Origin of the sequence: Enterobacter kobei, assembly GCF_001729765.1 — a bacterium.
Taxonomy (GTDB): Bacteria; Pseudomonadota; Gammaproteobacteria; order Enterobacterales; family Enterobacteriaceae; genus Enterobacter; species Enterobacter kobei.
On sequence record NZ_CP017181.1, the window covers coordinates 357,465 to 369,914 of the forward strand.

Genomic DNA, 12,450 nt, shown 5'->3' on the forward strand with positions numbered 1-12,450 from the left:
TCATGCCGATTCAGGTTCTACCGCCGCAGCTTGCGAACCAAATCGCCGCCGGTGAGGTGGTGGAACGTCCTGCATCGGTGGTGAAGGAACTGGTGGAAAACAGCCTCGATGCGGGAGCTACCCGCATTGATATTGATATCGAACGCGGCGGGGCGAAACTTATCCGCATTCGCGATAACGGCTGTGGGATAAAAAAAGACGAGCTGGCGCTGGCGCTGGCGCGTCATGCAACCAGTAAAATTGCCTCTCTGGACGATCTTGAAGCAATAATCAGCCTCGGCTTTCGCGGCGAGGCGCTCGCCAGTATTAGTTCGGTTTCCCGCCTGACGTTGACCTCTCGTACCGCTGAACAGCAGGAAGCCTGGCAGGCATACGCCGAAGGACGCGACATGGATGTGACGGTTAAACCCGCGGCGCATCCTGTCGGTACCACGCTGGAAGTGCTGGATCTATTCTACAACACCCCCGCCCGACGCAAGTTTATGCGTACCGAAAAAACCGAATTCGGCCATATCGACGAGATCATTCGTCGTATCGCGCTGGCGCGTTTTGACGTCACCATTAATCTCAGCCATAACGGCAAGGTGATGCGCCAGTATCGCGCGGTGGCGGAAGGCGGGCAGAAAGAGCGCCGTTTAGGGGCTATCTGCGGAACGCCATTTCTGGAACAGGCGCTGGCGATAGAGTGGCAGCATGGCGATCTCGCTTTACGTGGCTGGGTGGCCGACCCGAACGCCAGCAGTGCGGCTTTCTCTGAAATTCAGTATTGCTACGTGAATGGCCGCATGATGCGCGACCGCCTCATTAACCACGCCATTCGTCAGGCCTGTGAAGACAAGCTTGGGGCCGATCAGCAACCGGCTTTTGTGCTTTATCTGGAGATCGACCCGCATCAGGTCGATGTTAACGTCCACCCCGCCAAGCATGAGGTGCGCTTCCATCAGTCGCGTCTGGTGCATGATTTTATCTATCAGGGCGTGCTGAGCGTATTGCAAGAGCAGGTTGAGCCTGCATTGCCGCTGGAAAAAGACGATTCCTCACCGCGTCCCATCCCGGAAAACCGTGTCGCTGCGGGCCGCAACCATTTTGCGCAGCCCGCTGTCGCGCGAGAGCCGGAAACGCCTCGATTCTCAACCGGTGCAAGCACGACGCGTCCGACGGGAGCAAACTATCCGAACGCTCAACCCGGCTATCAAAAGCAGCAGGGGGCGTTGTACCGTAAGTTGCTGGAAACGCCTGCTGTTGAGCGCAAAGATCACGTTGCAGTGGCGACACCGTCCCTTGAAGGGCACGGCCAGAGTTTCGGGCGAGTGCTGACGATTATCGCACCGGATATGGCATTGCTAGAACGCGACGGCAAATTGCAGCTTCTGGCGTTACCGGTTGCCGAACGCTGGCTCAAACAGGCGCAACTGACGCCAGGGGAAAATGCGGCCTGTGCGCAGCCGTTATTGATCCCGGTTCGTCTGAAAATATCCGCTGAAGAAACGCGGGTATTGCAGCGTACAGAGGCCCTACTGGCGCAAATGGGCATTGAAATGGTGCTCGAACCACAACATGTGACAATTCGCGCAGTGCCTTTACCCTTACGCCAACAAAATTTACAAAACTTGATTCCTGAACTGATAGGCTACCTGGCGCAGCAAACATCGTTTGAGGCCGCCAACACCGCGCAGTGGATCGCTCGCCATCTGGCCAGCGAACATACACCGTGGAGTATGGCGCAGGCGATTACCGTGCTGGCGGAGGTCGAACGCCTCTGCCCACAGCTGGTGAAAGCGCCGCCGGGTGGGTTATTACAACCTGTTGATTTGAAAACGGCGATGACCGCCCTGAAACATGACTGACGTAAGTAAGGCAAGCCTGCCAAAGGCAATTTTTTTAATGGGCCCAACGGCCTCCGGCAAAACGGCGTTAGCCATTGAGTTACGCAAAGTTTTGCCTGTAGAGTTGATTAGCGTTGATTCCGCCCTCATCTATCGGGGGATGGACATCGGTACGGCGAAGCCTGGCGCAGAAGAACTGCGTGCGGCACCGCACCGTTTGCTGGATATTCTCGACCCGGCAGAGGCTTACTCCGCAGCGGATTTCCGCCGGGATGCCTTAGCCGAGATGGCCGAGATTACGGCGGCGGGACGTATACCGCTGTTGGTTGGCGGCACCATGCTCTACTTTAAGGCGCTGCTGGAAGGATTATCACCTTTACCTTCCGCAGATCCTGACGTGAGAGCAAAGATTGAGCAACAGGCGGCAGAGCAGGGATGGGACGTGTTGCATAAGCAACTAGCAGAGATTGACCCGGTTGCGGCAGCGCGAATCCATCCAAATGATCCGCAAAGGCTTTCCCGGGCACTGGAAGTTTTTTTCATTTCGGGTAAAACTTTAACGGAACTGACGCAAACGTCAGGAGACGCTCTGCCGTATCAGGTGCATCAGTTCGCCATCGCCCCGGCGAGCCGTGAACTGCTCCATCAACGAATTGAGCAGCGTTTTCATCAGATGTTAGCTTCAGATTTTGAAGCAGAAGTGCGGGCGCTATTTGCCCGTGGAGATTTGCATACGGATATGCCTTCCGTTCGTTGTGTGGGATACCGCCAGATGTGGTCGTATCTTGAAGGTGAGATTTCATACGATGAAATGGTTTATCGAGGTGTTTGCGCCACGAGACAGTTAGCGAAGCGCCAGATCACCTGGTTGCGCGGTTGGGAGGGAGTTCACTGGTTAGACAGTGAAAAACCGCAACAGGCGTTAAACGAGGTGATTGAGGTTGTTGGTGATATCGCCCACTGAATGTGTACAATTGAGACGTATCGTGCGCAATTTTTCAGAATCGCAAGGTTCTAAGTACAAAACAAGCATATAAGGAAAAGATAGAATGGCTAAGGGGCAATCTTTACAAGATCCGTTCCTGAACGCATTGCGTCGGGAACGTGTTCCAGTTTCTATTTATTTGGTGAATGGTATTAAGCTGCAAGGTCAGATTGAGTCTTTCGATCAGTTTGTGATCCTGTTGAAAAACACGGTCAGTCAGATGGTCTACAAGCACGCTATCTCTACTGTTGTTCCGTCCCGTCCAGTCTCTCATCACAGCAATAACGCTGGCGGCGGCACTGGCAGTAACTACCATCATGGCAGCAACGCGCAGGGTTCTTCAACGCCAGCGCAGGACAGCGACGAAACCGAATAAGGTTTCAGCTGTTATCCACACGGGGAGCCAGGGATCCTGCGTTCCCCGCTGATCTTTTTAGAGAGGTTTACGCTTGTTTGACCGTTATGATGCCGGTGAGCAGGCGGTGCTGGTACACATCTATTTTTCGCAAGACAAAGATATGGAAGATCTCCAGGAGTTTGAATCTCTGGTCTCTTCCGCCGGTGTCGAAGCAATGCAGGTGATTACCGGTAGCCGTAAAGCGCCGCACCCAAAGTATTTTGTTGGTGAAGGTAAAGCAGTAGAAATTGCGGATGCCGTAAAAGCAACCGGCGCGTCAGTCGTGTTGTTTGATCATGCGCTGTCTCCAGCCCAGGAGCGCAACCTGGAAGCTCTCTGCGAATGCCGTGTGATCGACCGCACGGGATTGATTTTAGACATTTTTGCTCAGCGTGCACGTACCCATGAAGGGAAATTGCAGGTTGAGCTTGCACAGCTGCGCCATCTGGCGACGCGTCTGGTGCGTGGCTGGACCCACCTTGAAAGACAAAAAGGCGGGATCGGTTTGCGCGGTCCGGGTGAAACCCAGCTCGAAACCGACCGTCGTTTACTGCGTGGCCGTATTACCCAGATCCTCTCGCGTCTGGAACGTGTAGAGAAACAGCGTGAACAGGGGCGTCGGGCGCGAACTAAAGCTGACATCCCGACCGTGTCGCTGGTGGGTTATACCAACGCCGGTAAATCCACCCTGTTTAACCAGATAACCGAGGCCCAGGTTTATGCCGCAGACCAGCTGTTTGCGACCCTGGACCCTACGCTGCGTCGTATTGACGTAGCAGACGTGGGTGAAACGGTGCTGGCGGATACCGTAGGGTTTATCCGCCATTTGCCACACGATCTGGTGGCGGCGTTTAAAGCGACGTTGCAGGAGACGCGACAGGCGACCCTGCTGCTGCACGTGATTGATGCGGCTGACGTACGCGTGCAGGAGAACATCGACGCGGTGAACGTGGTGCTGGAAGAGATTGATGCCCACGAAATTCCCACGCTGTTGGTGATGAACAAGATCGATATGCTGGAGGATTTCGAACCGCGTATCGACCGAGATGAAGAGAACAAACCGATTCGGGTCTGGCTTTCTGCTCAGGCCGGTATTGGTGTGCCACTGCTTTTCCAGGCTTTGACAGAACGTCTTTCCGGTGAGGTAGCGCAGCACACGCTGCGCCTGCCGCCACAGGAAGGCAGGCTGCGCAGCCGGTTTTATCAGCTTCAGGCGATAGAAAAAGAGTGGATGGAGGATGACGGCAGCGTGGGGATGCAGGTGCGTATGCCGATCGTTGACTGGCGTCGCCTCTGTAAACAAGAACCTGCGCTGGCGGACTATATCGTCTGATCAGAAAGGGGAAGCCTGAAAAATTCGCCCTTGCATAACAAATATGGAGCATATACATGGCGTGGAATCAGCCCGGTAATAACGGACAAGACCGCGACCCGTGGGGAAGCAGCAATAATCAAGGCGGCAACTCTGGGGGAAATGGCAATAAAGGTGGTCGCGAGCAGGGGCCGCCGGATCTGGATGATATCTTCCGCAAGCTGAGCAAAAAGCTTGGTGGCCTGGGCGGAGGAAAAGGTTCTGGCTCAGGGGGTAATTCCACTCAGAGTCCGCGCCCGCCAATGGGTGGCCGCGTAGTGGGCATTGTGGCCGCTGCGGTGGTAATCATCTGGGCAGCCAGCGGGTTCTACACCATTAAAGAAGCAGAACGCGGCGTGGTCACCCGTTTCGGTAAGTTTAGCCATCTGGTTGAGCCGGGCCTGAACTGGAAGCCGACCTTCATTGACGACGTGACAGCGGTAAACGTGGAGTCCGTCCGTGAACTGGCCGCCTCTGGCGTGATGCTGACGTCTGATGAGAACGTGGTGCGCGTTGAGATGAACGTCCAGTACCGCGTGACCGATCCTGAACGTTATCTGTTTAGCGTAACCAGCGCCGATGACAGCCTGCGTCAGGCGACTGACAGCGCCCTGCGTGGTGTGATTGGTAAATACACCATGGACCGCATTCTCACCGAAGGTCGTACCGTTATTCGTAGCGATACCCAGCGCGAGCTGGAGGAGACCATTCGTCCGTACAACATGGGTATCACCCTACTGGACGTTAACTTCCAGGCTGCTCGTCCGCCGGAAGAGGTGAAGGCCGCATTTGATGATGCGATTGCTGCCCGTGAAAACGAACAGCAGTACATCCGTGAAGCGGAAGCGTACACCAACGAAGTTCAGCCACGTGCTAACGGTCAGGCGCAGCGTATTCTGGAAGAAGCACGCGCGTATAAGACGCAGACCATCCTGGAAGCACAGGGTGAAGTGGCTCGCTTCGCGAAGATTCTGCCGGAATATAAAGCAGCGCCAGAAATTACCCGTGAGCGTCTCTATATCGAGACCATGGAAAAAGTGCTGAGCCATACCCGCAAAGTGTTGGTTAACGACAGCAAAGGTGGAAACCTGATGGTGCTGCCGCTGGATCAGATGCTGAAAGGCGGTTCTGCACCGGCCGCGAAAAACACCAGCGGAGCAAACAACCTGCTGCGTCTGCCGCCAGCGTCATCGGGCAGCGCCAGCACGAACACAACGCCTTCTTCGAACGATGGTGACATTATGGACCAACGCCGTGCTAACGCGCAGCGTAACGACTACCAGCGTCAGGGGGAATAAGGATGCGTAAGTCAGTTATTGCGATCATCGTCATCGTACTGGTCGTGCTGTATACCTCGATCTTTGTGGTGAAAGAGGGCGAGCGTGGGATCAAGTTCCAGTTCAGCAGCGTCGTGCGTGACAGTGACAAACGTCCGGTGATTTATGAACCGGGCCTGCACTTCAAGGTGCCGTTCATTCAGTCAGTGAAAACGCTGGATGCGCGTATCCAGACTATGGATAACCAGGCTGACCGTTTCGTGACCAAAGAGAAGAAAGACCTGATCGTTGATTCCTACATCAAATGGCGCATCAGCGATTTCAGCCGTTACTTCCTGGCAACCGGGGGTGGCGACGTTTCTCAGGCGGAAGTGCTGCTAAAACGTAAGTTCTCTGACCGTCTGCGTTCTGAAATTGGTCGTCTGGATGTGAAAGACATCGTGACCGACTCCCGCGGTCGTCTGACCCTGGAAGTGCGCGATGCGCTGAATTCCGGTACCGCGGGCACGGAAGACGAAGTGGAAACGCCAGCAGCGGATGACGCGATTGCGAAAGCAGCTGAACGCGTTCAGGCTGAAACCAACGGTAAAGTGCCGGTGATCAACCCGAACAGTATGGCTGCGCTGGGTATCGAAGTGGTTGACGTGCGTATCAAGCAGATCAACCTGCCAGCTGAAGTGTCCGAAGCGATCTATAACCGTATGCGCGCCGAGCGTGAAGCGGTAGCCCGTCGCCACCGTTCACAAGGCCAGGAAGAGGCTGAGAAGCTGCGTGCGGCAGCGGACTACGAAGTTACCAAGACGCTGGCGGAATCTGAACGTCAGGGCCGTATTCTGCGCGGTGAAGGTGATGCGGAAGCGGCGAAGCTGTTCGCAGATGCCTTCAGCCAGGATCCCGACTTCTACGCCTTTATCCGTAGCCTGCGTGCTTACGAGAATAGCTTCCAGAGCAACCAGGATGTGATGGTGCTCAGCCCGGACAGCGATTTCTTCCGTTATATGAAGACGCCGACTAACGCAACACGATAAACTCTGGCACGTTTGAGTATTCAAACCACCGCTCCCTCCGGAGCGGTGGTTTTCTTTTATAAGGAATAAAAATGAATTCAACGATTTGGCTGGCGCTGGCCCTGGTGTTAGTGCTGGAAGGCCTGGGACCGATGCTTTATCCGCGTGCCTGGCGCCGCATGATCGAGACCATGAGCCAACTTCCGGATAATATTTTGCGCCGTTTCGGCGGTGGACTTGTGGTTGCTGGCATCGTGATCTACTACATGTTGAGGAAAACGATTGGCTGATCAAAAAGTGGTCGGATTTGGCGTATTTTGAGGTCAAAAAGTGCTGTATATCTGAAAAAGCGATGGTAGAATCCATTTTTAAGCAAACGGTGATTTTGAAAAAAATGGGTAACAACGTCGTCGTACTGGGCACCCAATGGGGTGACGAAGGTAAAGGGAAGATTGTTGATCTTCTGACTGAACGGGCTAAATATGTTGTACGCTACCAGGGCGGTCACAACGCAGGCCATACTCTCGTAATCAACGGTGAAAAAACCGTCCTCCATCTTATTCCATCAGGCATTCTTCGCGAAAACGTCACCAGCATCATCGGTAACGGCGTTGTGCTGTCTCCCGCTGCGCTGATGAAAGAGATGAAGGGTCTGGAAGACCGTGGTATCCCTGTTCGTGAGCGTCTGCTGCTCTCCGAAGCCTGCCCGCTGATCCTGGATTATCACGTGGCTTTGGACGTCGCGCGTGAGAAAGCACGTGGTGCGAAAGCGATCGGTACGACCGGTCGTGGTATCGGCCCGGCTTATGAAGATAAAGTGGCACGTCGCGGTCTGCGCGTGGGCGATCTCTTCGACAAAGCCACCTTCGCTGAAAAACTGAAAGAAGTGATGGAATATCACAACTTCCAGCTGGTGAACTTCTACAAAGCTGACGCTGTTGACTACCAGAAAGTGCTGGATGACGTCATGGCGATTGCAGACATTCTGACCGGTATGGTTGTTGATGTGTCCGATCTGCTGGACCAGGCGCGCAAGCGTGGCGATTTCGTTATGTTCGAAGGTGCGCAGGGTACGCTGCTGGACATCGACCACGGTACCTATCCGTACGTAACCTCTTCTAACACCACCGCAGGTGGCGTGGCGACCGGCTCTGGCCTGGGTCCACGTTATGTGGATTACGTTCTGGGCATCATCAAAGCTTACTCCACGCGTGTGGGGGCAGGTCCATTCCCGACCGAGCTGTTCGATGAAACCGGCGAGTTCCTCTGCAAGCAGGGTAACGAGTTTGGCGCGACCACCGGTCGTCGTCGTCGTACCGGCTGGCTGGACGCGGTTGCTGTGCGTCGTGCCGTGCAGATCAACTCCCTGTCTGGCTTCTGCCTGACCAAGCTGGACGTGCTGGACGGCCTGAAAGAAGTGAAAATCTGCGTCGGCTACCGTATGCCTGACGGTCGTGAAGTGACCACGACTCCGCTGGCCGCTGATGACTGGGAAGGCATTGAGCCAATTTACGAAACCATGCCGGGCTGGTCTGAGACCACTTTCGGTGTGAAAGAGCGTAGTGGCCTGCCACAGGCGGCGCTGGATTACATCAAGCGTATTGAAGAACTGACCGAAGTGCCGATCGATATTATTTCTACCGGCCCGGATCGTACTGAAACGATGATCCTGCGCGACCCGTTCGACGCATAATCTTCGTGAATGCTGGCCTGCGGGGAAACTCGTAGGCCGGATAAGCGTAGCGCCATCCGGCGACCGCTCCTGGATCTCCGCTTTTTCGCCCCGTCTGTCAAATAAATTAGCCGCTATCTATCTGGCTGGTTTATCATCATTAATGAATATCTCTGCGGTTTGACCGCGTTTTCCCTTTTTCCTGAGGTTGATGTGCAGTTAACAAGTTTCACCGATTACGGCTTACGTGCGCTGATTTACATGGCGTCGTTACCCGATGGGAAGATGACCAGTATCTCTGAAGTGACGGAGGTATACGGCGTATCTCGTAATCATATGGTCAAAATAATCAATCAACTTAGTCGTGCCGGATACGTTGCTGCCGTCCGTGGGAAGAATGGGGGGATCCGTCTCGGTAAACCGGCGCAGAGTATTCGCATCGGGGATGTGGTACGCGAACTGGAGCCCTTGTCTCTGGTGAACTGTAGCAGTGAGTTTTGCCACATTACACCCGCTTGCCGCCTGAAACAGGCGCTTTCTAAGGCTGTGCAAAGTTTTCTCAAGGAACTGGATAACTACACGCTGGCCGATTTGGTTGAAGAGAATCAACCGCTTTATAAATTATTGCTGGTGGAATGAAGAAAATTTCCACCGGAGCTGACAACGGAGGAACCGACATGTCACAAGATCCTTTCCAGGAACGCGAAGCCGAAAAATACGCGAATCCTATCCCCAGCCGCGAGTTCATCATTGAACACTTAACAAAACGCGAAAAACCCGCCAATCGTGAAGAACTTGCCGTTGAATTAAATATTGAAGGTGAAGAGCAAATTGAAGCCCTTCGCCGTCGCCTGCGTGCCATGGAGCGCGACGGGCAACTGGTCTTTACCCGCCGCCAGTGCTACGCGCTGCCTGAACGCCTCGACTTGCTGAAAGGCACCGTGATTGGGCACCGTGATGGCTTTGGCTTCCTGCGCGTGGAAGGCCGCAAAGATGACCTGTATCTGTCATCTGAACAAATGAAAATGTGTATCCACGGCGACCAGATCCTGGCGCAGCCGCTGGGTGCTGACCGTAAAGGTCGCCGGGAAGCGCGCGTGGTGCGCGTACTGGTGCCAAAAACCAGCCAGATTGTTGGCCGTTACTTCACTGATGCGGGTGTGGGCTTTGTGGTGCCGGACGACAGCCGTCTGAGCTTTGACATCCTGATCCCGCCTGAAGAGGTGATGGGCGCACGCATGGGCTTTGTGGTTGTGGTAGAACTCACTCAGCGCCCAACGCGTCGCACCAAAGCGGTTGGTAAAATCGTGGAAGTCCTGGGCGATAACATGGGCACTGGCATGGCCGTTGATATGGCATTGCGCACCCATGAGATCCCCTACATCTGGCCGAAAGCGGTTGAAGATCAGATCGAAAGTCTGCGTGAAGAAGTGCCGGAAGAGTCCAAAGTGGGCCGCGTGGATCTGCGCTCCCTGCCGCTGGTCACCATTGATGGCGAAGATGCCCGCGACTTCGATGATGCCGTTTACTGTGAGAAAAAACGCGGTGGCGGATGGCGTCTGTGGGTGGCGATTGCGGACGTGAGCTACTATGTGCGTCCGCACACCCCGCTGGATAACGAAGCGCGCAGCCGTGGTACCTCGGTGTATTTCCCCTCTCAGGTAATACCGATGCTGCCGGAAGTGCTCTCTAACGGCCTGTGCTCCCTGAACCCGCAGGTTGATCGCCTCTGTATGGTGTGTGAGATGACTATCTCCACCAAAGGGCGCTTAACCGGCTACAAGTTCTATGAAGCGGTCATGAGTTCCCATGCGCGTCTGACCTATACCAAGGTCTGGCATATGCTGCAGGGCGACCAGGATCTGCGCGAACAATACGCGCCGCTGGTCAAACATATTGAAGAACTGCATAACCTCTACAAAACGCTGGATCAGGCACGCGAAGAGCGCGGCGGGATCTCGTTCGAGAGCGAAGAAGCGAAGTTTATCTTCAACGCAGAGCGTCGCATTGAGCGTATCGAGCAGACCCAGCGTAATGATGCGCACAAGCTGATCGAAGAGTGTATGATCCTGGCGAACATCTCGGCAGCGCGTTTCGTTGAGAAAGCCAAAGAGCCAGCGCTGTTCCGTATTCACGATAAGCCGTCAACGGAAGCCATCACCGCGTTCCGTTCAGTACTGGCGGAACTGGGTCTGGAGCTGCCTGGCGGCAACAAGCCTGAACCGCGCGATTACGCCGAGCTGCTGGAGTCCATTGGCGACCGTCCTGACGCAGAAATGCTGCAGACGATGCTGTTGCGTTCGATGAAGCAGGCGATTTACGATCCGGAAAACCGGGGACACTTCGGCCTGGCGTTGCAGTCTTACGCGCATTTCACCTCGCCGATCCGTCGCTATCCTGACCTCTCTCTGCACCGCGCGATCAAGTATCTGCTGGCGCAGGAGCAGGGCCATAAAGGGAACACTACCGAAACCGGCGGTTACCACTATTCGATGGAAGAGATGCTGCAGCTCGGTCAGCACTGTTCCATGACCGAGCGTCGTGCTGATGAAGCCACGCGCGACGTAGCGGACTGGCTGAAGTGTGACTTTATGCTGGACCAGGTGGGCAACGTCTTTAAAGGCGTGATTGCCAGCGTGACCGGCTTTGGTTTCTTCGTGCGTCTGGACGAGCTATTTATCGACGGTCTGGTGCACGTCTCCAGCCTGGATAACGACTACTACCGCTTCGACCAGGTTGGTCAGCGCCTGATTGGCGAATCGGGCGGTCAGACCTACCGTCTGGGCGACCGTGTGGAAGTGAAAGTTGAAGCCGTGAATATGGACGACCGTAAAATCGACTTCAGCCTCATCTCCAGCGAGCGTGCGCCGCGTAACGTCGGTAAAACCGAGCGTGAACGGGCGAAAAAAGGCGGAAACGGTAAACCGGGCGGCGGTAAACGTCGCCAGGCGGGTAAGAAGGTAAACTTCGAGCCAGACAGCGCGTTCCGCGGCGAGAAGAAGCAAAAGCCGAAGGCGGCAAAGAAAGACGCTCGCTCAGCGAAAAAACCTTCTGCGAAGACGCAGAAAATCGCTGCTGCCACCAAAGCAAAACGTGCAGCGAAGAAAAAACAGGCGGAGTAAGTTCCGCCCCTCACCCTGACCCTCTCCCCAGGGGGGAGAGGGGAAAGAACAGTCATAATGAGAACCATCAATGAGTGAAATGATTTACGGCATCCACGCGGTGCAGGCCCTTCTCGAGCGCGCACCGGAGCGTTTTCAGGAAGTGTTTATTCTGAAAGGGCGTGAAGACAAACGTCTGATGCCGCTGATCCACGCGCTGGAAGCGCAGGGCGTGGTGATCCAGCTGGCGAACCGTCAGTACCTGGATGAGAAAAGTGAAGGCGCGGTTCACCAGGGCATTATTGCCCGCGTGAAGCCGGGCCGTCAGTATCAGGAAAACGATCTGCCGGATCTTATTGCCGCACTGGATAACCCGTTCTTCCTGATCCTTGATGGCGTAACCGATCCGCACAATCTCGGCGCATGCCTGCGTAGCGCGGATGCGGCAGGTGTGCATGCTGTGATTGTACCGAAAGATCGCTCCGCGCAGCTGAACGCGACGGCGAAGAAAGTGGCCTGCGGCGCAGCGGAAAACGTTCCGCTGATCCGCGTAACCAACCTGGCGCGTACCATGCGTCTGCTGCAGGAAGAGAATATCTGGATCGTCGGTACCGCGGGTGAGGCAGATCATACCCTGTACCAGAGCAAAATGACCGGACGTCTGGCTCTGGTGATGGGTGCGGAAGGTGAAGGTATGCGCCGTCTGACGCGCGAGCACTGCGACGAGCTGATCAGCATCCCGATGGCGGGCAGCGTGTCGTCCCTGAACGTGTCTGTGGCGACGGGCATCTGCCTGTTTGAAGCGGTACGTCAGCGTAGCTGATTTTCGCCCGA

11 protein-coding genes are annotated in these 12,450 nt (G+C 55.2%); all 11 read left to right on the plus strand.

Annotated elements, in window-relative coordinates:
- Positions 1-2: 2 nt before the first annotated feature.
- The 11 genes from mutL (at position 3) to rlmB (ending at position 12,439) form a co-directional block, all read left to right on the plus strand.
- Positions 3-1,847, plus strand: a complete 1,845-nt coding sequence (gene mutL / locus BFV64_RS01725; protein ID WP_059372285.1) for a DNA mismatch repair endonuclease MutL — start codon at positions 3-5, stop codon at positions 1,845-1,847.
- Positions 1,840-2,790: a tRNA (adenosine(37)-N6)-dimethylallyltransferase MiaA gene (miaA, locus tag BFV64_RS01730; RefSeq protein WP_032629682.1), complete on the plus strand. Its 951-nt coding sequence runs from the start codon at positions 1,840-1,842 to the stop codon at positions 2,788-2,790. Before mutL ends, miaA begins: the two co-directional genes overlap by 8 nt.
- Positions 2,791-2,875: 85 nt before the next feature.
- Positions 2,876-3,187: an RNA chaperone Hfq gene (gene hfq / locus BFV64_RS01735; RefSeq protein WP_008502919.1), complete on the plus strand. Its 312-nt coding sequence runs from the start codon at positions 2,876-2,878 to the stop codon at positions 3,185-3,187.
- A 73-nt stretch (positions 3,188-3,260) separates the two neighbouring features.
- Positions 3,261-4,541, plus strand: a complete 1,281-nt coding sequence (gene hflX / locus BFV64_RS01740) for a ribosome rescue GTPase HflX (RefSeq protein WP_023331851.1) — start codon at positions 3,261-3,263, stop codon at positions 4,539-4,541.
- 56 nt (positions 4,542-4,597) lie between these two features.
- Positions 4,598-5,857: an FtsH protease activity modulator HflK gene (gene hflK, locus BFV64_RS01745; RefSeq protein ID WP_045282337.1), complete on the plus strand. Its 1,260-nt coding sequence runs from the start codon at positions 4,598-4,600 to the stop codon at positions 5,855-5,857.
- A 2-nt stretch (positions 5,858-5,859) separates the two neighbouring features.
- A complete protein-coding gene (gene hflC, locus BFV64_RS01750; protein ID WP_013095290.1) occupies positions 5,860-6,864 on the plus strand; it encodes a protease modulator HflC in 1,005 nt (334 codons plus the stop codon).
- A 71-nt stretch (positions 6,865-6,935) separates the two neighbouring features.
- Positions 6,936-7,133 (plus strand): DUF2065 domain-containing protein, encoded by a 198-nt coding sequence (locus BFV64_RS01755; RefSeq protein WP_045282338.1) that lies wholly within the window; start codon positions 6,936-6,938, stop codon positions 7,131-7,133.
- 104 nt (positions 7,134-7,237) lie between these two features.
- Positions 7,238-8,536, plus strand: coding sequence for an adenylosuccinate synthase (locus tag BFV64_RS01760; protein WP_006178975.1), 1,299 nt, complete (start codon positions 7,238-7,240; stop codon positions 8,534-8,536).
- A gap of 192 nt (positions 8,537-8,728) precedes the next feature.
- Positions 8,729-9,154 carry a nitric oxide-sensing transcriptional repressor NsrR gene (gene nsrR, locus BFV64_RS01765; RefSeq protein ID WP_014882230.1) on the plus strand — a complete coding sequence of 142 codons (426 nt, stop codon included), beginning with the start codon at positions 8,729-8,731 and terminating at the stop codon, positions 9,152-9,154.
- Between the two features lie 38 nt (positions 9,155-9,192).
- A complete protein-coding gene (rnr, locus tag BFV64_RS01770) occupies positions 9,193-11,637 on the plus strand; it encodes a ribonuclease R (RefSeq protein ID WP_014882231.1) in 2,445 nt (814 codons plus the stop codon).
- A 70-nt stretch (positions 11,638-11,707) separates the two neighbouring features.
- On the plus strand, positions 11,708-12,439 hold the full coding sequence (gene rlmB, locus BFV64_RS01775) for a 23S rRNA (guanosine(2251)-2'-O)-methyltransferase RlmB (RefSeq protein WP_023331853.1): 732 nt from the start codon (positions 11,708-11,710) through the stop codon (positions 12,437-12,439).
- Positions 12,440-12,450 lie beyond the last annotated feature (11 nt).